The 25,883-nt window shown below is 64.7% G+C and carries 19 protein-coding genes; 10 read left to right on the top strand and 9 right to left on the bottom strand.

Annotated elements, in window-relative coordinates:
* Positions 1-97: 97 nt before the first annotated feature.
* Entirely contained in the window at positions 98-778 is a 681-nt protein-coding gene (locus LRP30_RS19005) for a peroxiredoxin (RefSeq protein WP_249761345.1), read from the top strand.
* A 111-nt stretch (positions 779-889) separates the two neighbouring features.
* The gene (locus LRP30_RS19000) at positions 890-2,257 is read left to right on the top strand and encodes a M23 family metallopeptidase (protein WP_249761344.1); all 1,368 of its coding nucleotides are present in this window, start codon (positions 890-892) and stop codon (positions 2,255-2,257) included.
* A gap of 20 nt (positions 2,258-2,277) precedes the next feature.
* On the opposite strand, the gene LRP30_RS18995 is transcribed toward LRP30_RS19000, so the two are convergent.
* The 6 genes from LRP30_RS18995 to LRP30_RS18970 all read right to left on the bottom strand — a co-directional run bounded on the left by LRP30_RS18995 (position 2,278) and on the right by LRP30_RS18970 (position 10,995).
* On the bottom strand, positions 2,278-3,513 hold the full coding sequence (locus LRP30_RS18995) for an ABC transporter substrate-binding protein (RefSeq protein WP_128956711.1): 1,236 nt from the start codon (positions 3,511-3,513) through the stop codon (positions 2,278-2,280).
* A 109-nt stretch (positions 3,514-3,622) separates the two neighbouring features.
* Positions 3,623-4,534 (bottom strand): DMT family transporter, encoded by a 912-nt coding sequence (locus LRP30_RS18990; RefSeq protein ID WP_249761343.1) that lies wholly within the window; start codon positions 4,532-4,534, stop codon positions 3,623-3,625.
* A gap of 142 nt (positions 4,535-4,676) precedes the next feature.
* Positions 4,677-5,660 carry an NAD(P)-dependent oxidoreductase gene (locus tag LRP30_RS18985; protein ID WP_346016237.1) on the bottom strand — a complete coding sequence of 328 codons (984 nt, stop codon included), beginning with the start codon at positions 5,658-5,660 and terminating at the stop codon, positions 4,677-4,679.
* Positions 5,561-6,692 (bottom strand): peptide chain release factor 2 gene (gene prfB / locus LRP30_RS18980; RefSeq protein WP_128934108.1). Its coding sequence is split into 2 segments (ribosomal slippage): positions 5,561-6,622 and positions 6,624-6,692, totalling 1,131 coding nucleotides; the frame shifts between segments, so codons are not numbered across the junction. The genes LRP30_RS18985 and prfB overlap by 100 nt, the downstream gene beginning before the upstream one ends.
* 204 nt (positions 6,693-6,896) lie before the next feature.
* Complete coding sequence (locus tag LRP30_RS18975) at positions 6,897-9,398, bottom strand: penicillin-binding protein 1A (protein ID WP_091888011.1); 2,502 nt, start codon at positions 9,396-9,398, stop codon at positions 6,897-6,899.
* Between the two features lie 301 nt (positions 9,399-9,699).
* A complete protein-coding gene (locus LRP30_RS18970; protein ID WP_249761341.1) occupies positions 9,700-10,995 on the bottom strand; it encodes an N-acetylmuramoyl-L-alanine amidase in 1,296 nt (431 codons plus the stop codon).
* A gap of 709 nt (positions 10,996-11,704) precedes the next feature.
* On the opposite strand from LRP30_RS18970, the gene LRP30_RS18965 reads away from it, so the two are divergent.
* The 3 genes from LRP30_RS18965 to LRP30_RS18955 all read left to right on the top strand — a co-directional run bounded on the left by LRP30_RS18965 (position 11,705) and on the right by LRP30_RS18955 (position 17,769).
* Positions 11,705-14,779 (top strand): ribonuclease E/G, encoded by a 3,075-nt coding sequence (locus LRP30_RS18965; protein WP_249761340.1) that lies wholly within the window; start codon positions 11,705-11,707, stop codon positions 14,777-14,779.
* Positions 14,780-14,997: 218 nt separating this feature from the next.
* A complete protein-coding gene (locus LRP30_RS18960; RefSeq protein ID WP_249761339.1) occupies positions 14,998-16,494 on the top strand; it encodes an amidase family protein in 1,497 nt (498 codons plus the stop codon).
* Positions 16,495-16,536: 42 nt separating this feature from the next.
* A complete protein-coding gene (locus tag LRP30_RS18955) occupies positions 16,537-17,769 on the top strand; it encodes an FAD-dependent oxidoreductase (protein ID WP_249761338.1) in 1,233 nt (410 codons plus the stop codon).
* 125 nt (positions 17,770-17,894) lie between these two features.
* Here the strand turns inward: LRP30_RS18955 and LRP30_RS18950 are convergent, their stop codons facing one another.
* The 3 genes from LRP30_RS18950 to LRP30_RS18940 all read right to left on the bottom strand — a co-directional run bounded on the left by LRP30_RS18950 (position 17,895) and on the right by LRP30_RS18940 (position 21,150).
* Entirely contained in the window at positions 17,895-19,229 is a 1,335-nt protein-coding gene (locus tag LRP30_RS18950) for a dicarboxylate/amino acid:cation symporter (RefSeq protein ID WP_249761337.1), read from the bottom strand.
* An 85-nt stretch (positions 19,230-19,314) separates the two neighbouring features.
* On the bottom strand, positions 19,315-19,872 hold the full coding sequence (locus tag LRP30_RS18945; RefSeq protein ID WP_128942300.1) for a biotin transporter BioY: 558 nt from the start codon (positions 19,870-19,872) through the stop codon (positions 19,315-19,317).
* A gap of 90 nt (positions 19,873-19,962) precedes the next feature.
* Positions 19,963-21,150: an aminotransferase class I/II-fold pyridoxal phosphate-dependent enzyme gene (locus tag LRP30_RS18940; protein WP_249761336.1), complete on the bottom strand. Its 1,188-nt coding sequence runs from the start codon at positions 21,148-21,150 to the stop codon at positions 19,963-19,965.
* 192 nt (positions 21,151-21,342) lie between these two features.
* Between LRP30_RS18940 and LRP30_RS18935 the strand changes: the two genes are divergently transcribed.
* The 5 genes from LRP30_RS18935 to accB all read left to right on the top strand — a co-directional run bounded on the left by LRP30_RS18935 (position 21,343) and on the right by accB (position 25,853).
* Complete coding sequence (locus LRP30_RS18935; RefSeq protein WP_128937428.1) at positions 21,343-22,743, top strand: M48 family metalloprotease; 1,401 nt, start codon at positions 21,343-21,345, stop codon at positions 22,741-22,743.
* A gap of 100 nt (positions 22,744-22,843) precedes the next feature.
* Positions 22,844-23,611: a DsbA family protein gene (locus LRP30_RS18930; protein WP_249761335.1), complete on the top strand. Its 768-nt coding sequence runs from the start codon at positions 22,844-22,846 to the stop codon at positions 23,609-23,611.
* Between the two features lie 213 nt (positions 23,612-23,824).
* Positions 23,825-24,628, top strand: coding sequence for a DUF1236 domain-containing protein (locus LRP30_RS18925; RefSeq protein WP_249761334.1), 804 nt, complete (start codon positions 23,825-23,827; stop codon positions 24,626-24,628).
* A gap of 227 nt (positions 24,629-24,855) precedes the next feature.
* Positions 24,856-25,323 (top strand): type II 3-dehydroquinate dehydratase, encoded by a 468-nt coding sequence (gene aroQ, locus LRP30_RS18920; protein ID WP_249761333.1) that lies wholly within the window; start codon positions 24,856-24,858, stop codon positions 25,321-25,323.
* 35 nt (positions 25,324-25,358) lie between these two features.
* On the top strand, positions 25,359-25,853 hold the full coding sequence (gene accB / locus LRP30_RS18915) for an acetyl-CoA carboxylase biotin carboxyl carrier protein (protein ID WP_091888034.1): 495 nt from the start codon (positions 25,359-25,361) through the stop codon (positions 25,851-25,853).
* The last annotated feature ends 30 nt before the right edge of the window (positions 25,854-25,883 follow it).

Below are 25,883 nucleotides of genomic sequence, written 5' to 3'. Positions count from 1 at the left end.
GTCAGACTTGCCCAGCCGAGGGCGCGATTCCGGCACACCGGACGAGAGCTGCAATACCGCTTTGGTTGACCTGCCGAAAGCGACGAAAGGAAGGCGTATGTCCAAGAAATCCCAAAAGAAATCGTCCAAAACGCCCTCCGGCAGTCCGACGGCTAAAAAGAAGCCCGTGAAAACGCGGGCAACGACTCAGACAAGGTCCGCGAAAACACAGCGGACGCCGGCGAGCAAATCAACCAAGACAGTAGCAAAAGCAGGATCACATAAGGCCCCATCGAAACAGTTAAATTCCTCCAAATCGCCGGGGGCGGCGAAGGCCGCCTTGACCGAGGGTCAGAAGGCTCCCGCCTTCCGCCTGCCCCGCGACGGCGGCGACGTGGTCACGCTTACGGACTACGCCGGCCAAAAGCTCGTGCTGTTCTTCTATCCCCGGGCCGACACGCCCGGCTGTACCAGGGAGGCCATCGATTTCACCCGGCTGGCGGACGCATTTGCGGCTGCCGGCACCGCCGTGCTCGGTATCTCCGCCGATCCGTTAAAGGCCCAGGAGAAGTTCCGCGACAAGCACAAGCTCGCCATGCCCCTCATCTCGGATGAGACGCACGAGATGCTGGAGGCGTATGGCGCCTGGGGCGAAAAGTCCATGTATGGCAAGCGCTTCCTTGGAATTGTTCGCACCACGGTGCTGGTCGGGGGCGATGGCAGAGTGGCCAGGATCTGGGGCAATGTCCGGGTCGACGGCCATGCCGATGAGGTGCTGGCAGCGGCAAGAAGTCTTTAACCAGTCCTTCAAATTCGAATGTTCCCGTTTCCGGAAAATTAACCATGACCGGCCCAGATTGCTGCGGCAATTAGGCCGTTACGGACTCATCCGACCGGCGCGGGAGTGCCGATGTCGAAAAGTTCTGCCCAATACTCGCAGTACCCCCTACATCATCCTCACGACCACGGAAGGGCCTTCCATCGCCGTCCTACCGCCACCGCAACGGCGGTTGCGATTCCTCTTCCCGCCACCGACGACGCCTATACCATCGTCCATGCCGGCAAGCAGGTCCGCTTCGGACCCGTGGTGTTCTGGATCGTGGTCGGCACAGTGGTGCTGCTCGGGCTGTGGTCGGCCGCGACCGCCACCTATTTCGCCTTCCGCGACGACGTTCTGACCCGGCTGATCGCCCGCCAGGCGGAGATGCAGTACGCCTATGAGGACCGTATCGCCGAGCTGCGAGCCAAGGTCGACCGCACCACCAGCCGGCAGCTGCTCGACCAGGAGCAGTTCGACCAGAAGCTCGACCAGATCATGAAGCGCCAGACGGCGCTGGAGTCCCGGGCCACGGCGCTCGGCGCCATGCCGGACGTGACCGGATCGATCCCGCGCGCGACACCGCAGCGTGGTGACGCCGGCCAGAATGCAACTCAAGGCACGCCGAAGCCGTCGCCGATCAGCGACACCGTGATCTTCGTGGCCCCGCCGGATCGCGAAGCGCGGCTCGAATCGCGTGCGCCGACCGTCGCGACGCCGCCGACCAGCCAATTCGCCAAGAACCAGGGCTTCGACAACGTCCTGGTCCGGCTCACGACCTCGCTTGATCAGGTCGAGCGGCGCCAGATGGCGGCGCTCAATGCCGTCGAGGAAGGCATGGATTCACGCATGCGCCGGATGCGCGGCGTCGTCAGCGATCTCGGCCTCAACCTCGCCAGTCTCGAAGCCGCCGTACCGCGAACCGCGATGGGCGGGCCTTTCGTACCCGTCAAATTGACGCCCAACGCCGGGCCGTTCGAGAAGCAGCTCTACCGCCTCAACACCACGCGCACCGAGTTGGACCGCCTCAATCGCACGCTGGCGCTGGTGCCCTATCGCAAGCCCGTCATCGGCGAGGTCGAATTCACCTCCGGCTTCGGCGTGCGCAGCGATCCGTTCCTCGGCCGGCCCGCGATGCACACCGGGCTCGACTTCCGCGCCGCCACCGGCGATCCCGTTCGCGTCACCGCCAACGGCAAGGTGGTTTCCGCCGGCTGGTCCGGCGGCTACGGCCGCATGGTCGAGGTCGATCACGGCAATGGGCTTTCGACCCGCTATGGGCACCTCTCCGAGATCAACGTCAGGGTCGGCGAGGTCGTGAAGATCGGCCAGGTGGTCGGTCTCGTCGGCTCGACCGGCCGTTCCACCGGACCGCATTTGCATTATGAGACCCGCATCGAGGGCGAAGCGGTCGATCCGCAGAAATTCTTGCGTGCGGGCGTGCGGCTCAGCGCGGGCTAAGCCTCGATCTTCAGCCGCGACTACTGGCCGCGCTCGTGGCCGACCTCGCCGGTGATGACGTCGCCGAACAGCTCCCAGGCCTGCCCGTTGAACCGCATCAGTTGCATCTGCTCGATCGGGAAATAGTCGTCGGGCGAGGTGTTGACCATGATGCCCGGCAGCATCAGGTCGGTGTGGAAGTTCTTCAGGTTGGCGGCCTGCTTCATGACGTTCTCGCGGGTGAGATTGTCGCCGCACTGCTTAAGGACCTGGGCCATCGCCTCGGCCTGAACATAGCCATAGACGTTGTTGGAGTTGGTCTTGTCGCCGTCAGGATAATACTTGTCCATGAACGCGCGCCAGCTAATCACGGCCGGGTCCTTATCCCAGGTCGGATCGGTTGGATCCTTCAAGTAGATCGTCGAGATGATGTCCTTGGAATAGTCGAGCCCGGCGGGCTTGAGCACCGAGGCGACCGAGGTCGCGGTGTTGGCCAGGAAGAACTTTGGTTTCCAGCCGAGCTCACCCACTTTCCGGATCGCCTGCGCCGAGCCTTTCGGCGCGGCCCAGGAGAAGAAGATGTCGGCGCCGGAATCATGCAGCGCCACGATCTGCGAGTCGATCGAGGGGTCGCTGACCTCATAGGATTTATCGGCGATGATCATGCTCGCCTTGTCGCCGAGCCCGTCCTTCAGGCCCTTGAACTGGTCTTTGCCGGCGTCGTCGTTCTGCCAGAACACCGCGATCTTGCCATTCGGAAAGTTGTCGCGGATGTACTTTGCGTAGATCCGACCCTCGCTCTGGTAGTTCGGCTGGAAACCCATGGTCCACGGGAAATTCTTGGGATCGCCGAACTTGGTGCCGCCCGAGGCGACGAAGAGCTGCGGCACCTTCTTCGCGTTCATGTACTTCATGATCGCGGAGTTCGAGGGCGTGCCGAGCGGCTGGAAGATCAGGAGGACCTCGTCGCTCTCGACCAGCTTGCGCGCCTGCTCGATCGCCTTCGGCGGCGAATAGGCATCGTCATAGCTGATGAAGTTGATCTTGCGGCCGTTGATGCCGCCCTGGTCGTTGATCATCCGGAAGAAGGCCGCTTCGGTTTTGCCGATCACGCCATAGGACGACGCCGGCCCGCTATAGGGCATGATGTTGCCGATTTTGATTTCGGTGTCGGAAGCGCCGGGGTCGTATCTCTTCTGCGCCAAGGCCGGTGCCGCGGCGAGCGCTCCGGCAACAAGCATGGCGAGGGCGGCGAGATTCTTGCGACGACCCGGCATTGGTCTCTCCCCTATGTTTTGTAGTCTTGTTTTGCTGGAAGTGTCGCAAGCGGGCTTGCCGCTGGCAAGCGTCGCGATTTTCCGCGAGGTGAAACGATGGATCGGGAACTTACGCGACGCGACACAGCAAACCGAGCACGCGTCCGTCGATCACGAGCAATGCGCTGCCGATGACGATTGCGCCCGCGATCTCGCGCATCGAGATCGGCTCGCCCAGCACCAGCCATCCCAGAAGAATGGCGGTGACGGGAATGAGCAGCGTCACCATCATGACATTGCTCGCGCCCGAGCGCCGCAGGATCTGAAAGAAGACGATGTAGGCGAGCGCCGTCGACAGGCCGGCAAGGCCAAGCACCGCAAGCCAGGTTGTGAGGCTCGGCATCGGAACGCGCCACGGCTGTTCCACCACACCGGCGACGACCGCCACCATCACGGTCGACGCCATCAGTTGAAACGTCGCCGTGCCCAGCGGAGCTGCGTCCTTCAGCAATCGCCGCGCCGCCAGCGCCGCAAAGGCATAGCTCAACGCGCCGCCGAGGCAGAGCAGGATGCCGAGCCCCTGCCCCGGCCTTGTCTCGAAACCCCATCCGCGCAGGATGATCACGCCGGCAAGGCCCAGCGCCACCCCGGCCATGCGACGCATCTGCAAGGTCTCGTCGCCTGCCGCCGCCATCACCACCACAGTGAACAGCGGCGTGGTCGCGTTCAGGATCGACGCCAGCCCGCTCGGAATGAAGGTCTGGCCGATCACGATGAGCGAGAACGGAATGACGTTGTTGAGCAGCCCGATCGCGACGAACGGCCTCCAGCCTGTGGCGCCCTTGGGAAGACCGATGCCCTGCGCGCGCAGCAGCGGAAGCAGGATAGCAGCGCCAAGCGCAACGCGCAGGAACACCAGCGTCAGCGGCGGCAATTCCCGTAAGCCTGCGCCGTTGAAGAAGAACGAGCCACCCCAGAGCACCGACAGCACGGCGAGGAGCGACCAATCGCGCGCATCGATCCGGTTATCGTTGGGTGGCATGGCGTCTCACCTCGGCGGCCGAGCCATCGCCTAGAACGCTGCGGTGGACAGTGCCACCCGATTTCCGATGAAGCACCGGCTTACAAAACCGGTGCTCGGAATGAATGGAGCGGCCAAGGCGGCCCCATGTTGATACACCCGCCTACGAGAATTTCTTCGGCCGCGACACCAGCTCGATCATCCGGCCCTCATCATCGTCGGGCATCACAGCCTTCGCCTGAGCGTAGGCCTCGACGGCCGCACGCGCGACCAGAGGCTTATCAGCCAGCAGACTCTCGGCGAGCTCCACCGCATAGGCGGCATCCTTGTGCCGCAGCGCCGCCGTGAAGGTCGCGACGCCGAAGTCGCGAGCGACCATGCGCTTGGAGTGGCGCTGCACCTGTGGGCTTGCGGCGACGCCCGCCTGGATCGACTCCAGCACGAGGTTCATGTCGAGCCCGGCCTGCTCGGCGATCGCAAGGCCCTCGGCGAGGCCGGCGATCTGGATCGCGCCCAAGAGATTGTTGATGAGCTTGTAGACCGTGCCGGTGCCGACCGCACCGAAATGGCGGATGGTTGAGCCGATTGGGTCGAGATAGGGCCGCGCGCGCTCGAGATCGGCCGCATTGGCGCCAACCAGCAGCGTCAGCTTTCCGCTAGCGGCCGCATCGGGTAATCCGGTCACGGGGCAGTCGATGTAAATGAGCCCGCGCGCGTTCAGCTCGCGGCCCATCTCGCGGGCATGGTCATAGGAGACGGTCGAGCATTCGATGGCGATGGTGCCGGCCTTCGCGGTCTTGGCCGCGCCCTTGGGCCCGAGCCAGACCGCACGCGAGGCCTCGTCATCGGCGACCATGGTCACGACCGCATCGGCATCGATCGCGGCATCCTCAGGGGACGTCGCCCAATGCGCGCCGCGGGCGATCAGGTCTTCCGCTTTGGCCTTGCTGCGATTCCACAGCGTCACCGTGAAGCCGGCATCAAGATAGCGGCCGGCCATGCCGTGCCCCATCCGCCCAAGCCCGATGAAGGCGACGCGGGCCATGATCAATCCACGTCCTCGATGTCGCCGCTGGTGGTGCCGAAGGCACGCTGCGCCAGCGTCGCGGCCATGAAGTCGTCGAGCTCGCCATTGAGCACGCCGGATGTGTCCGAGGTCTGCACCCCCGTGCGCAAATCCTTCACCATCTGGTAGGGCTGCAGCACGTACGAGCGGATCTGGTGGCCCCAGCCGATATCGGTCTTGGCAGCCTGGTCGGCGGCCGCCTTCTCCTCGCGCTTCTTCAGTTCGATCTCGTAAAGGCGAGCACGCAGCATGTCCCAGGCCTGCGCCCGGTTCTTGTGTTGGGAGCGGCCGGCCTGACAGACCACCGCGACACCAGTCGGAATATGCGTCAGGCGCACCGCGGATTCGGTCTTGTTGACGTGCTGACCGCCGGCACCGCCCGAACGCATGGTGTCGGTGCGGACGTCGGACTCCTTGATGTCGATCTTGATGCTGTCGTCGATGACGGGGAATACCTGCACGCTCGAGAACGAGGTGTGCCGCCGCGCGTTGGAGTCGAACGGCGAGATGCGCACCAGGCGATGCACACCCGCTTCGGTCTTCAGCCAGCCATAGGCGTTGTGGCCGGAGACCTGGATGGTCGCCGACTTGATGCCGGCCTCTTCGCCCTCGGATTCTTCCAGAAATTCGACCTTGAAGCCGTGGGTTTCGGCCCAGCGCGTGTACATGCGCAAGAGCATCTGCGCCCAGTCCTGGCTTTCGGTGCCGCCAGCGCCGGCATGGACTTCGAGATAGGAATCGAAGCGGTCGGCCTCGCCCGACAGCAGCGCCTCGAGTTCACGCCGCGCCACCTCCTTTTTGAGGTTCTTCAGCGCGGCTTCGGCCTCGGCAACGACACCGTCATCGCCCTCGGCCTCGCCGAGCTCGATCATGCCGATATCGTCTTCGAGCTCCTGCTCGACCTTGCCGATGCCCGACAGCGCATCCTCCAGCGAGGTGCGCTCCTGCATCAGTTTCTGGGCTTTCTGGGGATCGTTCCAGAGATCGGGATCTTCTGCGAGCTTGTTCAGCTCAGCGAGGCGCGCCGTCGATTTCTCGACGTCAAAGATGCCTCCTCAGCAGCCCGACTGACTGCTTGATCTCTTCTACCAACCGCTCGATTTCGGCACGCATGTCGTTCTCTGATGTCGCGGAATTGTTCCGGGTTCGATTGCAACGGGATGTAACGGCGGCGGCGCCAAAGCGCAACCGCCCGCTCCCTCAAACGTCAGCGTTATCCGCTAAAGCATGATCCGGAAAAGTGCGCAGCGGCTTTCCGAAAAGATCATGCTCAAACAACAACCTAAAGCGCGATGACGATCCTAATTTCATCGCGCTTTAGTACAGCCCGCCGGTGCCCGGCCGCATGAAGAAGCCGGAATCCGGCTGCTGCTGCTGCGACGCCGGCATGCGCCCGTCGGCATCGGCCACGCCGATGACCGAATAATTATCCGGCGGCGCCGTGCCCGGCTTGAAGGCTTCGAGGATGGTTCCGCCGGTCTCGCCGGGACCTGCGCGCATGCCGGTCTTGGAGACAACGCGCACGAGCTTGATGCCGGCCGGCACCTTGAACGGAACGGCGGGCTTGTCGGCGAGCGCAAGCTTGAGGAAATCGCGCGCGATGGGAGCTGCCAGATGGCCGCCCGTCGCGGCGTTGCCTTTGCCGAGCGGGCGCGGCTTGTCGTAGCCCATATAGATGGCGACGGCGACGTCGGGCGAGAAGCCGACGAACCAGGCGTCCTTCGCCTCGTTGGTGGTGCCGGTCTTACCGGCGATCGGCTTGCCGACTTCCTTGACCACGGTCGCGGTACCGGCCTGCACCACGCCTTCCATCAGCTCGGTGATCTGATAGGCGGTCATGGAATCCAGCACTTGCTCACGGCGGTCGATCAGCTGCGGCTCGGCCTGATTCTTCCAGCCGCCCGGCGCGTCGCAGCCGCGGCATTCGCGCTGGTCGTGCTTGAAGATGGTGCGGCCGTAGCGATCCTGGATGCGGTCGATCAAGGTCGGCTTCACCCGGCGGCCGCCATTGGCGAGCATCGAGTAAGCCGTGACCATGCGCATCGCCGTCGTTTCGCCAGCGCCGAGCGCGTAGGACAGATAGTTCGGCAGCTCGTCATAGACGCCGAAGCGGCGGGCATATTCGCCGATCAAGGGCATGCCGATGTCCTGCGCGAGGCGCACCGTCACGGTGTTCAGCGACTGCCGCAGCGCGTTGCGCAGCGTCACCGGTCCCTGGAACTTGCCCGAGGAGAAGTTTTCAGGCCGCCACACGCCGGCGCCCTGGCCCTGATCGATTTCGATCGGCGCGTCGAGTACCACGGTCGACGGCGTATAGCCGTTGTCGAGCGCGGCCGAATAGACGATCGGCTTGAACGACGAACCCGGCTGCCGATAGGCCTGCGTGGCGCGATTGAACTGGCTCTGGTCGAACGAAAAGCCGCCGACCATCGCGAGCACGCGGCCGGTCCAGGGATCCATCACCACCATCGCGCCCGACACTTCGGGGATCTGACGCAGCCGGTACTGGCCCTCGACGGGCTGACCGTCCTTGTAGAGCGGATCGGCATAAATGACGTCGCCGGGCTGGAGTACCTGCGACACTGCCGTCGGCGTCTTGCCCCTTGTGCCGCCCTGCGTGGCCCGCGCCCAGCGCACGCCGTCGACCGTGACGATGCCTGTCTCGCGCTGCTTGCTGATGGCACCGCCCAGCTCGCGGCTCGGCTGGAAGCCGATGCGCGCCGACTGGTCGCTGGTTTCCAGCACCACCGCCATGCGCCATGGCGAGATGTCGGAGAGCGATTTGATCTCGGCGAGCTTCACGCCCCAGTCGCCCGAAATATCGAGCTTGCTCATGGCACCGCGATAGCCCTGTTGCTCGTCATAGTTCACGAGGCCGGCGACCATGGTCTTGCGCGCCATGACCTGGATCTTCGGATCGAGTGTGGTGCGGACAGAGAGACCACCCTCATACAGCTTCTTTTCGCCATAGCGCTCGAAGATGTCGCGGCGGACTTCCTCGGCGAAATATTCGCCGGCGAAAGTGTGGGCCCCGTTGGAGCGGCTGGTGACGGCGAGCGGCTCCTTGCGCGCCTTCTCGGCATCGGCCTGCTTGATCCAGCCGTTCTCCTGGAGACGGTCGATCACATAGTTGCGGCGCTCGATGGCGCGGTCGCGGTTGCGCACCGGATGCAGGGTCGCCGGCATCTTCGGCAGCGCGGCCAGATAAGCGGCTTCCGCAACGGTGAGCTCGTTCACTGACTTATCGAAATAGACCAGCGACGCCGCCGCGATGCCGTAGGCGCCGAGGCCGAGATAGATTTCGTTCAGATACAGCTCGAGGATCTTGTCCTTCGAGTAGGTCTTCTCGATGCGCATCGCCAGCAAGGCTTCTTTGATCTTGCGCGCGAAGGAGACCTCGTTGGTCAGAAGGAAGTTCTTGGCGACCTGCTGGGTGATAGTGGAGGCGCCCTGCGGACGCCGATTCGAGCCGTAGTTCTGAATGTAAAGCAGACCTGCGCGCGCCATGCCGGTGTAGTCGATGCCGCCATGCTCGTAGAAATTCTTGTCCTCGGCCGCCAGGAACGCGTTGATCACGAGCTTGGGTACCGCCTGGATCGGCAGATACAGCCGCCGCTCCTTGGCGTATTCGCCGAGCAACGAACCGTCGACCGCGTGCACGCGGGTCATCACCGGCGGCTCGTAATCCTGAAGCTGAGAGTAGTCCGGCAAGTCCTTGGAGAAATGCCAGATCAGGCCTGCCACGGCCCCGACACCGACAAGGAACACCACTGTTCCCGCGGCGAACAGGAAGCCCATGAACCGCACCAGCAAGCGCATTATGTGTTTATCCGTTCAAACTCTGGATCAGCCCAGTATCAGCCCCTTGGCACCCCAAACAGGGGCCAACCCTTACGTCACGAATTCACCGGCTTACGCAATCACATCAGTGCCGGATTTTAGACGCTTGCCGAGCGGGATTCTCTCTCCGATTCCGGAACCCCCTGCGGCATTTTTATAAAGCGCCCGCTGTGGCCAAACTAGGGCTTTTGCGGCGGGGCGGAAAAACCCTTTCAGTTCGAAGACCCCCGGTCATCAATTTGACGATCCCCAGGTCGTCAATTTGACGATCCCCGGGTCGTCAATTTGATGATCCCGCCGTGGCCATCCGCTTGGCCAAAAACCCGTCGATCGCCTGCGCCATGGACCCCACGGCGCGGGAGCGCCAGCCCTCGGAGACCAGGTGCTCGAGGTCGCCCTTGTTCGAGACATAGCCGATCTCGACCAGCACCGAGGGCACGTCGGGCGCCTTCAGGACCCGGAAGCCGGCCGACTTCAGGGGATGCTTGTGCATCCGCACCGTTGACTTCATTTCCCCCATCAGCAGACGGGCAAAACGATTTGAAAAGGTGCGGGTTTCCCGCTGCGTGAGGTCGATCAATATGTCGGCGACGTCGGTCGGCTCCTCCGCGAGGTTGAAGCCAGCAATCGCGTCCGCCCGGTTCTCGGCGTCCGCCAGCCGCTGGGCCTCGGCGTCGGAGGCCTTATCGGAGAGCGTGTAGATGGTCGCGCCCTGCGCATCGCCCTCGGCACGTGGCAGCGCATCGGCATGAATCGAGACGAACAAAGCGGCCTTGAGGTTGCGGGCGATCTTGGTCCGGTCATTGAGGGGAATGAAGGTATCGTCGTCCCGCGTCATGACCACGCGGTATTTGCCGGCCTTTTCGAGTCTATCGCGTAACGCCAGCCCAAAGGCCAGGACGAGGTTCTTCTCGCTCTCGCCGCTCGACTGCGTACCGTTATCGATGCCGCCATGGCCGGGATCAATCACGACCACCGGACGGCCATCGGCCTTCTGCTGCGCGGTATCCGGGGTCGCCGTAGTGGGAAACGTGGCAGGCGGCGCCTCGGCGATCGCGGGCCGCAACTCGGGACGGTTTTCGGGGGCGAGCGAGGGCACAAAGGCGGCGCGGTCGACCTCTTCCAGCTCGAGCACGAGACGGGCCGGCTGGCCATTGGCGGCGTCGACCACGTAGGAATTGGCGATCTTCGCCGGCCCGGTCAGGTCGAACACGATTCGCGAGCCGCCGGGCATGACGAGCCCGTAGCGGAAGGCCTTGACCAGCCCCCGCCCCGCGCTGCCGGTACCGGCGGGCAGCTGAAAATTGACTTGCGGCACGTCCACCACCACGCGGTAGGGGTCGGCGAGCGTGACGGCACGAAAGGTAACGGTCTGGTCGATGTCGAGGATGAAGCGGGTCTGCTTGCCATCGCCAGCCAGACGGGCTGCCGAAGCGGTTGGAAAATTCGCGACCGCAACAGAGGGTTGCGGCTGGCTTTCCGCCGCGCTCAGGCGCGAGGAATCGGCATATGGCAATGCTGCGGCGCACAGCAGCACGCATCCCAGCAAAACCCTTTGATTTGTGCGGCTCGCCACCGAATTTCGTGCCTCCGAGCAGCCTCTTTAACGCAATAGAACCACAGGGTTAAACGATCCTTAATGACGGATGTGCGAAACTCGCTGACTGTGACCGCCGTGCGACGCTCCCTTGCACGGATGGCTCATTCCTCGTATGTACGGACTGCTGACGGCCGATATTCCCGGTTGTGTCGCATTCAGCCTCCCGGTGCAGCGCCGGAACTCTCAAGGTTTGGGAATTCCAGCGTTTTCCGTTCCCCCTCTAAGACCAGCGCGGTGCGCGGCAACGAGATGGAGCGGGTCAAGCTCCGGCGGCGGACGGTCCTGGGTTACCACTCACGTTACCCGGGCGGTTCTGACAGCGACGTAACCCATTAACCCGGTCCCTTGATCCCAGGGGACCGGTTCGTGATCCCCCAAGGCGAGCGCGCTCGCGCCATGCCTGGCCAGCAGCAACTGATTGAGGGGCGGCCTCGCCGCCCAATGTTTCATACGGGCCGACGCTTGATGCGCCAGACTGTGCCGACGAATTCTAAAGGACCATTCGCGACGCTGCGGATTGAAAATTCCGCGCGCCACATTGGTCCTGAAGCTTCCGGTTCGGCAAGGCGCGAGAGACGGCGTTTCGGCCTTCCCCTCACCCCCGAATCAGGTGGACCGTCGCGTCACCCGGCGGCGCGATACGCGCCCACGGTGAATCGCGCCCGCCGCCGCCAAGAGTTAAGACATGCCCAACAAGATGTTGATCGATGCCACCCACCCGGAAGAGACCCGGGTCGTCGTGGTCCGCGGCAATCGCGTCGAAGAGTTTGATTTCGAGACCGCACAACGCAAGCAACTGCGCGGGAATATCTACCTCGCCAAGGTCACCAGGGTCGAACCCTCGCTCCAAGCCGCTTTCGTCGAATATGGCGGCAACCGCCACGGCTTCCTCGCATTCAGCGAAATCCATCCCGATTACTACCAGATCCCGGTCGCCGACCGGCAGGCGCTGATCGAGGCCGAGGAACAGGCTCATCGCGAGGCCGAGGAAGAGAGCGAGAACCGCTCCCACGGCCGCCGCCGCTCGCGCCACCGCAACGCCCGTCGCCGCGGCCACGGCGAACGCGTCCGCAGCGACATCGTCGAAGGCCTCGAGGCCGGCGCCGATCCCGCGGCCCAGCCGGTCGAGGGCGACGTCCTGCCGGCGCAGACTGAAGGCGCTTCGCACGAAGGCGAGCACCTGCACGCCGATGCCGAGCATCATGGCGAGTACGACGGCCACGATCATCACGAAGACGATCATGGCGATCATCAGCCCCATGATGACGATCACCAACACGCCCACGCTGATGACGACCAGGGTGATCACGGCGAGCACGATCATCACGACCATGATCAAGCCGACGAGACGCCCGCGCCTGTCGCGGCCGTCGGCGCCGAGCCCGTGGTTGCGGCCGAGACCATTGCCGAGCCGCAGGAGGCCGTTGCCCCCGAAGCCCACGCCGAGGCTTTCGCCGAAGCGGTAGCTGTCGCCGCTGAACCAGCCGATGCCGTTTACGCCGCCGACGCGGCGCATGCCAAGGCCGCGGAAGTGACGGCTGACGAAGAGGACGAGGACGGGGACGGCGAGGAAGCCGAAGAGGAGCTCGTCGAATCCGTCGGCGGCGACGACGTGCTGGAGGAAGTGCCGGAGCGCACCTTCCGCCCGCGCCGCCAGTACAAGATCCAGGAAGTCATCAAGCGCCGCCAGGTGATGCTGGTGCAGGTCGTCAAGGAAGAGCGCGGCAACAAGGGCGCCGCGCTGACGACCTATCTGTCGCTCGCCGGCCGCTATGCCGTCTTGATGCCCAACACTGCGCGCGGCGGCGGCATCAGCCGCAAGATTACCAGCGCCCAGGACCGGTCCCGCCTGAAGGAAGTGGTGCAGGATCTCGACGTGCCCGAGGGCATGGGCATCATCCTGCGCACCGCCGGCGCTGCCCGCACCAAGCCCGAGATCAAGCGCGACTTCGAATATCTGATCCGGATGTGGGAGACGGTGCGCGACCTGACGCTGAAGTCGCAGGCCCCGACCCTCGTCTACGAGGAAGGCTCGCTGATCAAGCGCTCGCTGCGCGACCTCTACAACAAGGAGATCGACGAGATCCAGGTGGCCGGCGAATCCGGCTACCGCGAAGCGCGCGACTTCATGAAGATGCTGATGCCCGCCAATGTCAGCGCGGTGAAGCAGTATCGCGACGGCCAGCCGCTATTCTCGCGGATGGGTGTCGAGAGCCAGCTCGATGCGATGTTCTCGCCGACCGTACAGCTTCGCTCCGGCGGCTACATCGTCATCAACCAGACCGAAGCGCTGGTCTCGATCGACGTCAACTCGGGACGATCGACCCGCGAGCACCATATCGAGGACACCGCGCTCAAGACCAATCTGGAGGCGGCCGAAGAGGTCGCCCGTCAGCTCCGCCTGCGCGACCTCGCCGGCCTGATCGTCATCGACTTCATCGACATGGACGAGAAGCGCAACAACCGTGCGGTCGAGCGCAAGCTGTCCGATTGCCTCAGGCAGGATCGCGCGCGCATCCAGGTCGGACGCATCTCGCATTTCGGCCTGCTGGAAATGTCGCGCCAGCGCATTCGCGCCAGCGTGCTGGAGAGTTCGACCGATCCCTGCCCGCATTGCGGCGGCACCGGTCATGTCCGCTCGGTCTCCTCGGTGGCGCTCCAGTTGCTGCGCGGCCTCGAAGAGATCCTGATGAAGGGCGCGACCCACAATCTCGTGGTCCGCACCCGCACCGACGTCGCGCTCTACGTGCTGAACCACAAGCGCGGTCATCTGCGTGATCTCGAGAACGGCTTCAAGGTCACGCTGTCGGTCATCGCCGATCAGTCCGTCAGCGGACCTCAGGCTTACGTTATCGACCGTGGCGAGCAGGTGCATACGCTGGAAGCTGCCAAGGCGCTGCTTGCGGCGCAGGCGGCTGCGAGCCCGCCGCCCCTGGTCGAAGACGCCTATGAGGACGAGGAGTTCGATGCGGAGCTGGAATCCGAGATCGAGTCCGAGGAGACCGAAGGTCTCGCCGAGGAGCAGGCCGCCGGTGAGGCAGCCCCCGAACAGGACGGCCAGCGCCGCAAGCGCCGCCGCCGCCGCCGCGGCCGTGGCGGCCAACGCGACGGCGAGTTGCGCGAGGATAACGCCCCCACGGAGGCCGCTATGGCAGCCGGCGAAGGCGAAGAGGATTCAGAGTCCGAGCAGGATGGCGAGGAAGGCGAGGAACAGGCCGCCCGCGGCGAGCAGCAGGGCGGCGGTGAGCGCCGGCGTCGGCGTGGTCGCCGCGGCGGACGCCGTCGGCGCGGTGGCGCCGAGGAAGGTCTCGCCGGCTCCATCGGCGACGAGCTCGCTGCCAATGCGCCGCCGGAGGCGACCGACGCAGTCGCCGATTTCGACAGCTTTGGCAACGAGGCCGCGCCCTCGATTGCACAGGCCGAACACATCGCCGAACCACAGGCGGCGCAGCCTGAACCGCGCGCCGACGTGCCGAGTGAGGCGCCGGCCCGGCCGGAGCCGGCTCCCGTCACGGCGACCGCAGCGCCGGTCGAAGAGCCCGCCGACGACAAGGCCGCGCGACGCCGCTCCACCGTCCGGGAAAAGGTGAGCTTCCTGCTACACAGCCAGCCCGAACCCGCGACACCGGTTGCGCAGCCGACCGAACCGGTTGCAGCGCCCGCGCCAGCAGCTGAGCCCGCACCGCAAGCCGCAAACGAACCTCCGGCAGCCCCGCGCCGTGCCGGTTGGTGGTCGCGCCGCTTCGGTGGCGGCGAATAAAGCCGAATATCGAATGCAAAACGCCCGGCACAGCCGGGCGTTTTTGTTTGGGCGCTCTCCTTGCTCGCACGACGGCGGCAGTTCGTCGTCACCAAGCGAAGCGGCGTGATCTGGCGGAGCTGGAGAGAATCTCCAAAACGCAAAAACTCGGTGGCAGCGCGCCCAACCGAGTGTCCGGTGTGCTAGATCGTCTTCACGATTTGAAAGGGGATTGGCATTTGTCAGAGCTTTGCGATTCCGGCGCGGTCGAACTGCGCCGCCTGCTGGCCGCCCGGGCGATCTCGCCCGTCGAGCTGCTGGAGTCCTGTCTGTCGCGGATCGCCGCCATCAATCCGGCCGTTAACGCCGTCGTGACGCTGGACGTATCAGGCGCACGTGCCGCGGCCCAGGAGGCCGAGGCCGCCATCCTGCGCGGCGAGGATCGTGGCGCCCTGCACGGGCTCCCCGTTCTCATCAAGGACACCCAGGACACCGCCGGGCTGCGCAGCACCTATGGCAGCCCGCTGCTCAGAGATAACGTCCCGGCGGCCGACCAGGGCTCGATCGCGCGGCTGCGTGCAGCCGGCGCCATCATCTTCGGCAAGACCAACACGCCGGAGTGGGCCGCGGGCGGCAACACCCGCAACCCCGTGTTCGGCGCAACCGGCAATCCGTTCGATCCGATGCGCTCGGCGGCCGGCTCATCCGGCGGCTCGGCGGTGGCGCTCGCCTGCGGCATGGCTCCGCTCGCTTCCGGCTCGGACACGGGCGGCTCCTTGCGCAATCCGGCAGGCTACGCCGGCATTGTCGGCATGCGTCCGTCCTACGGCCTCGTGGCCAGCGAGAAGCGCGCGTTCGGCTGGTCCAATCTGTCGACCGACGGGCCGATGGCGCGCAATGTCGCCGACACCGCGCTGATGCTGTCGGTGATGGCGAGTGACGATGCGCGCGATCCGCTTGCCTATACGCTGCCCGGCGAGCCGTTGCGCGGCTGCGCCGAGCGCTGGGCCGCGCCGCGTCCCGCCGAGCTCGGCAAGCTGCGCCTCGCCTTCACCGAGGACTTTGGCTTCGCCCCGACCGAGCAGGCGATCCGGCGCGTGTTCCGGCAGCGCGTTGGCAAGCTTGCACCGCTCTTCGCCGCGTGCCGCGAAGCGACGCCGGATTGCGCCGGCGCAGACGACGCCTTCGCCGTGCTGCGCGCGGGCATGTTCCTGGCGACGCACGGCAAGAACTACAAGGAGCGTCCCGAGACGCTCGGCCCCAATGTCCGCGCCAATGTCGAGGAAGGACTCGGCTACACGCTCGAAGACCATGCGCGCGCCGCAACGATACAGACGCGGATCTATCGCGCCTATCAGAGCTTCTTCGAAGCGACCGACGTGCTGATCAGCCCGACCATCACCCTGAGTCCGCGGCCGTGGTCGGAACTCTACCCCGCCGAGATCGACGGCACGCCGACAAAATCCTACTTCCACTGGCTCGCGCTCGCCTATGCCGTCACGCTTCCCGGCCATCCCGCCATCAGCATTCCGCTCGGCCTCGATGAAGCCGGTCTGCCCTTCGGCCTCCAGATCGTCGGCCCGCGCGGTGGCGATGCCGTCGTGCTCTCGGTCGCCGCTAGCATCGAAGCGGCGTTCGCGGATGATGCGCAATTGTGCCGGCCGGTCCCCGATCTGGCGCGGCTCGCCGCGGCGCCGCCGCTGTCGACCGCACCAGGCTTCCTCGCCTGGGAATGACCCGACCTCGCCCACAACCAGCCTGACAGGAGAATTCTGCCAATGCAAAGCGCGATCGTTCTCGGCGGCGGCATGATCGGCGTCAGCGCGGCGCTGCACCTGCGGCAGCGCGGCTGGTCCGTCACGCTGGTCGACCGCAGGGAGCCGGGCCGCGAGACCAGCTACGGCAATGCCGGGATGATCCAGGCGGAAGCGGTCCGCCCCTATCCGATGCCGCGCGACCTCGCCACGCTGCTGAAGATCGCGACCGGCCGCACCAATGACGTGCGCTACAGCCTGTCGTCGCTGCATCTCCATATCGAGCCCCTGCTCCGCTATTGGTGGCATTCGGCGCCGAAGCGGCATCGCGAGGCGATCGAGGCCTGGGCACGGCTGATCGCCTATGCGACGGCGGAGCACGACATCCTCATTCGCGAAGCCCATGCCGACAATCTCATCCGCCGCACCGGCTATCGCATGCTGCATCGCGATGCTGCGTCATTCGATCTCGCGATCAAGACCGCGGAGGAAGACCAGCGCGAATTCGGCGTGAATTTCCGCGTGCTCTCCGGCAGCGAGCTTGCCAAGGCCGAGCCGATCCTGCGCGACGATCTCCCCGGCGCGATCCATTGGCTCGACACATGGACCGTGTCCGATCCAGGTGCGCTCGTCACGGCCTATGCCGAGCTGTTCGAGCGCCTCGGCGGCACCATTGTTCTCGGTGATGCCCAGAGCCTGCGGCAGACCGCGACCGGATGGTCCGTCGATACGGACCAGGGACGTCTCGACGCTCCCCACGCGGTCGTGACGCTCGGGCCGTGGTCGCCCGATCTGTTGCACAAGTTCGGCTACCGCATTCCGCTGGTACGCAAGCGCGGCTACCACATGCACTACAGCGGCGGCGCCTCGCTCGACATCCCCCTCGTCGACAAGGGCGGCGGCTACGCCATGGGCCCGATGGCCAAGGGCATCCGCATCACCACCGGCGCGGAATTGACCGGCATGGACGCGCTCGCAACACCGGTGCAGCTCGCCAGCGCCGAGGCCTCCGCACGCGAGCTGATCGATCTCGGCAAGCGGGTCGAGCCGGATCCGTGGTTCGGCACGAGGCCCTGCACGCCCGACATGCTTCCGGTGCTCGGGCAAGCTCCGCGACATCCGGGCCTTTGGATGAATTTCGGTCACGGCCACCAGGGTTTTACGCTGGGGCCTGCGACCGGACGCCTGCTCGCCGAAATCATGAGCGATGAGACGCCGGCGATCGATCCGGCGCCCTACCGGCCGGAGCGATTTTAGCGGTCGACGTTCCGATCTGAGCACGACGACGCGCGCCTTGCGCGGATGCACGCCGAAAGAAAAAGGGCTGATCGAGGATCTCGACCAGCCCTATCAGTTCGAAGCCTGACGGTGCGTCGCACCGATCAGTCCGTCGTGATTGCCGTCTCCATGTCGGTCGGATCGATCTGCTTGGAGAGGTTGGCGTTGAGCTTGTCGCGGTCGAGCTCGCGCTCCCACCAGGCGACGATCACGCAGGCGACGCCGTTGCCGCACAGGTTGGTCAGCGCGCGGCACTCGCTCATGAACTTGTCGATGCCGAGTACGATCGCCATGCCCGGCACGAGGCGCGGATCGACCACTGCGAGCGTTGCCGCCAGCGTGATGAAGCCGGCACCGGTGATGCCGGAGGCGCCCTTCGAGGTCAGCATCGCCACGACCAGGATCGTGAGCTGCTGGCTGAAGGAGAGATCGTAACCGAGTGCCTGCGCAATGAAGAGTGTCGCCAGCGTCATGTAGATGTTGGTGCCGTCGAGGTTGAACGAGTAACCCGTGGGCACGACGAGGCCGACCACCGACTTGGAGCAGCCGAGCCGCTCCAGCTTTTCCATCAAGGATGGCAGCGCGCTTTCCGACGACGAAGTGCCGAGCACGATCAGCAGCTCATCCTTGATGTAGACCAGGAACTTGAAGATCGAGAATCCCGCCACGCGCGCGATGATGCCGAGCACGACGAACACGAACAGCGCCGCGGTGACGTAGAACGTGGCGATCAGCCCGACCAGGTTGAGGATCGCGCCGGTGCCGAACTTGCCGATCGTATAGGCCATCGCGCCGAACGCGCCAATCGGTGCTGCACGCATGACGATGGAGATGACGCCGAACACCGCATGCGCGGCATCGTCGATGAAGCTGCGGATGGTGTGGCCGCGCTCGCCGAGGCTCATGATCGCGAAGCCGAACAGCACCGAGAATAGCAACACCTGGAGGATCTCGCCTTGCGCGAAGGCGCCGACCACGGTGTCGGGAATGATGTGCAGCACGAAGTCGACCGACTTCTGACCGGCAGCCTGCTTGGCGTAATTTGCGACGGCCGCCTCGCTTGCCGCGCCACTGCCGAAGCCCGCGCCGGGCTTGACCAAGTTGCCGATGATGAGTCCGATCACCAGCGCGAAGGTCGAGACGACCTCGAAATAGACCAGCGCCTTGACGCCGATGCGGCCGACCTTCTTGGCATCCTGGATATGGGCGATGCCCGAGACGACGGTGCAGAAGATGATCGGAGCGATCACCATCTTGATCAGCTTGATGAAGCCGTCGCCGAGCGCCTTGATCCACTCATTGGTGGCGAGCTGTGGCCACAGCCAGCCGACGATGGCGCCAAGCACGATGGCGATCAGGACCTGGACGTAGAGGATTTTGTACCACGGCTTGGCGGCGGGCGGCGCGACCGGCGCTTCCGCCATCGTTGTCGTCGTCATCGTTTCACTCCCCCTCAAACTATCGGGCCAGCCAAGATCAACTTGGCCGGCCCTGTCAATTGGAACTGCTCGTTACTGCGGCGTTTTACCCGCGGCGATCGACGATCCGGCGCGCTGCCGGCATCAACGCGGCGCCGAGGGCGTTCTTGACCAGCGAAGCCGCAATAAACGGCACAATGCCGACCTGCCAGGCCTTCGCAGCGCCGAGGCCAAGGCCAAAGGCCAACCAGCCAAACCCGGCAGCGAGAATGACGATATGGCCAACGGCCATCGCCGCAAACAGCAGCACCACGCTGCGATCCCAGCCGCGCTCGGCGAGCCAGCCGGTCACGAAGGCCGCGGCAATGAAACCAAACAGATAGCCTGCAGTCGGACCAATTAGCGGTGCAATGCCGCCCAACGGACCGGCAAACACCGGCAGGCCGAGCGCGCCCTCGGCGAGGTAGGCGATCATGGTTGCGCTGCCAAGGCGCCAGCCATAGGCAGCGCCGATCATCAACACCACAAGCGTTTGCAACGTCATGGGCACATAGGGCAGCGGCAGGCTGACCTTGGCTGATAGCGCCATCAACGCGGTGCCGAGCGCAATCAGCACGAAGGCGCGCACTGCGCCGACGGTCTCGCCCGGCCGGGTCGGCCACATCAATGTGGCGAGAGGAGAATGCGACGTGACGACGGGCGCAGCAGATCGGTCAGACAAGATGAACTCCGGAAGTGGATCGAAAACTGGCGGCTATTTAAGCCAGTCAGCGATCCGGTCAACTGCCTCGCGCATCTCCTCGGGCGAACGTGCATAGGAAAAACGAACGAACGAGCGTCCATGGATGGGATCGAAATCGAGGCCGGGCGTAGCCGCAACATGAGCCTGTTCCAGCATCTGCTTGGCGAACTCGAAACTGTCGGAGGTGAAGTCCGAGACGTCGGCATAAAGATAGAAGGCGCCGTCGGCCGGCAGGAACCTGGTCAGGCCGGCCTTGGGAAGTCCCTCGATCAGAATGCGCCGGTTTTCCTGGTAGCCGTGCTTGATCTCCTCCATCTCGGCCGTGCCCTCGAAGGCGGCCTCGGCCGCGATCTGCGACAGCGCCGGCACCGAGATCGAGAGGTTCTGCTGCAGCCGCTCGATCGGCCGCACCAGGATCTCAGGCACGACCATCCAGCCGACGCGCCAGCCCGTCATGCAAAAATACTTCGAGAACGAGTTGATCACGAGTGTCTGGTCCGACAGCGCCGCCGCCGTCACTGCCGGAAACGCATAATCCAGCCCGTGATAGATCTCGTCGGAAATGAAGCGGATACCTGCGTCCTGCGCGGCCGCGATCAGGCCAGTGAGCGCCTCGCGGGACATCATGGTCCCCGTCGGATTGGCGGGGCTGCCGACCAGCACGCCTTTCAGCGGCGCCTTGCGATGGGCAGCAAGCAGAGCCTCGCCGGTGAGCGCGTGGCGCGTCTCGTTGGTGGTCTCGATCAGCACCGGCTCGCAGCCGAGCGCGGTGAGGATATGACGGTATGGTGGATAGCCCGGCACGGTCACCGCGACGCGATCGCCGGGCTCGAACATCGACAGGAAGGCCAGGATAAATCCGCCGGAGGAGCCGGTCGTCACCACGATCCGCTCGGGGCTGACGTCACAGCGATATACATCGCGATAATGTCGCGCGATGCGCTCCCGCAGCGAGGGGATGCCGAGCGCGGAGGTATAATCGATCCGCCCGGCCTCGAGCGCAGCATGGGCGGCTGCGATCGCGGTGCTGGGCGCGCCGGCCGCGGGCTGGCCGACCTCCATATGGATGACATGGCCGCCGGCGGCCTCGATTCGGGCCGCCGCGGCCATGACGTCCATCACCATGAACGGGGGAACATCGCTGCGGCGGGAGGGCTCGAGCCACTGTCCCAACCGGTTCCTCAATGTCGCATCGTGCATCGATTTCTGCTATTCGCTGGCAGACCGGTCCGTCCGGTCCGGAACACGGGGGCGCTTGCGCCCCAGACTAGCCGCATTGTACGGCTCATAAGGGGTAAGGCTCACAAGGGCATATCGCGTATCCGGTCCGCCGCCAATCGCCAAAACCAATCACGAAACTGCTTGACCAAGACGTTTGACCCAGACCGCTTGATGTTGCTCCAGATCGCATTGCGCAAGAAGGCTTCCGCCCTCACCGCCCTCGTTACGGCCACGGCGATCGCGCTGACGCCGTTCTCGGCTGCGCGCGCGCAGGCCAAGGGGCCGCCGGTCCTGCGCGACACCGAAACCGAGCAGCTTCTGCGCGAATATACCCGCCCGATCCTGCGCGTCGCCGGTCTGGAGAAGCAGAACATCCAGATGGTGATCATCAACGACGGCTCGTTCAACGCGTTCGTCGCGGACGGCCGCCGCATCTTCGTCAATTGGGGCGCGATCCTCCAATCGGAGACGCCAAACCAGATCATCGGCGTGCTAGCGCACGAGACCGGGCATCTGGCGGGCGGCCATCTGTCCAAGCTTCGCGAGCAGCTCGCCACGGCGCAGACCCAGATGATCATCGCGATGCTGCTCGGCGCCGGCGCAATCGCCGCGGGCAGCACCCAGCGCAGCAGCGCCGGCAATAACGGCCTTGCCAATGCGGGGGCAGCCGCCATCGCCGCCCCGCAGGAGATGATCCGCCGTACGCTGTTGTCCTACCAGCGCCAGCAGGAGGAGAACGCCGACCGTGCCGGCGTGAAATTCCTGACCGCGACGGGGCAGTCGCCGAAGGGGATGTACGAGACCTTCAAGCGCTTCACCAGCGAGAGCCTGTTCGCCGCGCGCGGCGCCGATCCCTATCTCCAGTCGCATCCGATGCCGGCCGAACGCGTCGCCGCGCTGCAGGAATTCGCAAGCTCCAGCCCCTATTGGGACAAGAAGGACGATCCCGCGCTCCAGCTCCGCCATGACATGGTGCGCGCCAAGATCTCCGCGTTCATGGAGCGGCCGGAGACGGTGTACCGCCGCTATCCCCAGACCAACGACAGCTTGCCGGCGCGCTATGCCCGCGCCATCAGCACCTATCTGCATGGGGATTTGCGCAGCGCGCTCTCCCAGATCGACGCGCTGATCCAGGTCCAGCCGAACAACCCGTACTTCTACGAGGTGCGCGGCCAGGCCTTGCTGGAGAGCGGCAAGCCTGCCGAGGCGATCGCGCCCCTGCGCAAGGCTGTCGCACTTTCGAACAATGCCCCCCTCATCGAGATGTTACTTGGGCAGGCTCTGGTTGGAACCGATAATAAGGCCTACACCGACGACGCCGTTCGGATTCTCCGCGCCGCGGTGGCACGGGAGCCCGAGGCCGCTCTCGGCTATACCCAGCTCGCGATGGCCTATGGCCGGAAGGGAGACTATGCCGAGGCGGATCTCGCGTCGGCGCAAGCCGCCTACTTGCGCGGCGACAACAAGACCGCCCGCGAGCTCGCCACGCGCGCGAAAACCCGTTTCGCCGTCGGCACGCCCGGATGGGTCAAGGCCGACGACATCGTGGCGGCCAAGCCGCCGCGCAACTGACGCAACGCAAACGACGCCCGACACCACGACGTCACGACATCGAGCTTTGAGTCCGCCGCGACGTTTTACCGAAACCTGCTTTGGATAAGAGGATTTGACCATGCCTTCGCTGCGCCTGCTTGCTCCCGCGCTGTTTGCGCTCGCCATGTTCGGCGCAGCCGCGCCCGTGTTGGCCGAGAGCTTCTCCGACAGTCAGCGCACCGACATCGAGGCGATCATCAAGAACTATCTCGTCAGCCATCCCGAGGTGCTCGAGGAGGCCATGACCGAGCTCAGCAAGCGTCAGGCCGCGGCCGAAACCCAGAAGCACGAGGCCAGCATCGCGCAAAATGCCGACGCGATCTTCAACTCGCCGCGCCAGGTCGTGCTCGGCAACAAGGACGGCGATGTCACCTTCGTCGAGTTCTTCGACTACAATTGCGGCTACTGCAAACGCGCCATGGGCGACATGCTCGATCTCATGAAGAGTGATCCGAAGCTGAAGGTCGTGCTGAAGGAATTTCCCGTGCTGAGCCAGGGCTCGGTCGAGGCGGCCCAGGTCGCCGTGGCCGTGCGCATGCAGGATCCCTCCGGCAAGAAATACCTCGACTTCCACCAGAGACTGCTCGGCGGTCGTGGCGCAGCGGACAAGGCGCGCGCGATTCAAGCCGCCAAGGAGGCTGGTCTCGACACCGCGAGAATCGAGAAGGACATCACCAGCCCCGAAGTGCGCGCCACCATCGAGGAGAACTTCAAGCTCGCCGAAGCGATGGGCATGAACGGCACGCCGAGTTACGTGATCGGCAAGCAGATCGTGGTCGGCGCCGTCGGCGTCGAAGGCCTCAGGGAAAAGATCGGCATCGCCCGCTGCGGCAAAGCGACCTGCTGATCCCACATTTTGCGATACTGAAAACGCGAAAAAGGCCGGCAGGAAAGCCGGCCTTTTTCTTGTGCCAAATCTTGGCGCGCCTCTGCAAAATCGTTCATCCGGCGTTCAACAAACAAAGCTCGTCGGAACCTCCTGGATTTCGGAACGACCGCGCTCTCCTTTCGTTGTCGGCGCGGGCAATGACGCAAAGAAAGCACGTGAGGAGAGGTTCAAATGACTAATCGCTTTTTGGTCTCGGTTGCAGCCTTGGCGCTGATCGCCGGCACCGGTTTTGCCAATGCGCAAGGAACCGGAACCAAAGACTACGGGAGTGGCCAGCAGACCCAGCACAGCACGCAGCCTTCTGGCGAGCGCAGCGGCTCCATGGGCAAGCAAGAGTCCATGGACAAGCAAGACAAGCATGAGAAGGGAACGGTCGGTCAGGCCGGCGGCATGAAGGATCAGAAGGACCAGCCGAGCGCTCATGACAAGTCGACTCAGTCCGACAAGATGAACAAGGACCAGCCGGGTGCGACGCGTGAGAAGTCAACGCAGTCGGAGAAGTCGTCGACGGTCGGCCAGAGCCCGCGGAGCGACGAGAAGTCCAAGGGTAGCATGAGCAAGGAAACCGAGACCAAGGGCAGCAAGGACATGAAGACCCAAGGTCAGGAAGACCGCAGCGGTATGAATGCGCCTGGCCACCAGGGTTCCCAAACCCAGACCCAGACCCAGACCGGGACCGAGCGGTCGCAGACGACGACCGGCCAGGCTGGCGCGGCCGCCAAGCTCTCGACCGAGCAGCGCACGCAGATCACCTCAGTGATCCGCGAGGAGAAGGTGGCGCCCGTGACCAATGTGAACTTCAACATTTCGGTCGGCACCCGCATCCCGCGTGAGGGCATTACGCTCCACGCCCTGCCGTCGAAGGTCGTGACGATCTATCCGGAGTGGCGGACCTACAAGTTCGTCCTGATCCGCAACGAAATCGTGATCATCGATCCGGATACCTATGAGATCGTGGCGATCCTGAACGCCTAAGGCCGGATCACGGCAACCTCAGGGGGCGGGCAGCGATGCCCGCTCCTTTACGTTTGCCGGCAGCCATGCTTTGGACCGGTTAACAAGCAATTTCCGCAGCTTCCACACAGGTTTTTGCGCACTGGATGAGGTCCTTGAAGCCACCCGGGAGGCCCTTCAAGGCTTCCCCTCACGCGCTTTGTTACCTATAACCCCCGCCACGCCGAAGCACCTCTTCCGGGATTGGAATGGCTGAACCTGCAACCGACACGATCCTCGTCCTGAACGGGCCGAACCTCAACATGCTGGGGACGCGCGAGCCCGAAAAGTATGGCCATGCGACGCTGGCCGACGTCGAGGCGCTGTGCCGGGAGACGGCGGCGGCCTTCGGCCTCAAGGCCGACTGCCGGCAGTCTAACCGCGAAGGCGAGCTGATCGACTTCGTCCACGAGGCACACGTCCGCAAGATGAGGGGTATCATCATCAATGCCGGCGGCTACTCCCACACCTCGATCGCGCTGCACGACGCGCTGCTCGCGGTGCAGATCCCGACGGTCGAAGTGCACGTGACCAACATCCACGCCCGCGAGAGCTTCCGTCATCACTCCTACACCGCGCGCGCGGCCTTCGCCTCGCTGTGCGGTTTCGGCATCGAAGGCTACCGCCTCGCCATCCAGGGCCTTGCCGCCAAGCTCGGCATCAAGCCCAAAGCCTGACGCCCCCTTCCAACAGAACATTCGGATCAAACAACATGGCGCGCCAGCCAGACGACAAAGCAGCCGCAAAGTTTTCCAGCGAGGATTCCGCGCTCGTCCGCGAGCTGGCCTTGCTGCTCGATGAGACCAGCCTCACCGAGATCGAGATCGAACGTGCTGGCCTGCGCCTACGCGTCGCCCGCAACGTCAGCGTTGCCGCGACCATGCCGATGCCGGTGGCAGCAGCTCCCGCGGCCCTGCCGGCGGCCGCAGCCGCGGTCGCGCCGGCAACTGCTGCGGCCGACCTGTCGAAACATCCCGGCGCCGTGACCTCGCCGATGGTCGGTACCGCCTATTGGGCGCCGGAGCCCGGCGCAAAGCCGTTCATCGACGTCGGCACCAAGGTCTCGGTCGGCCAGACGTTGCTGATCATCGAAGCCATGAAGACGATGAACCAGATTCCGTCGCCGCGCGCCGGCACGGTGACGCAGATCCTGGTCGAGGATGGCCAGCCGGTCGAGTACGGCGAGCCGCTCGTCATCATTGAGTAACGGCCCCCGGCGGCCAACCGCCCTCACCGC

Source organism: Bradyrhizobium sp. C-145 (genome assembly GCF_023375135.1).
Taxonomy (GTDB): domain Bacteria; phylum Pseudomonadota; class Alphaproteobacteria; order Rhizobiales; family Xanthobacteraceae; genus Bradyrhizobium; species Bradyrhizobium zhanjiangense.
The sequence above is the reverse complement of the archived record's forward strand: the minus strand, read 5'-3'. Positions and strand labels throughout refer to the sequence as shown.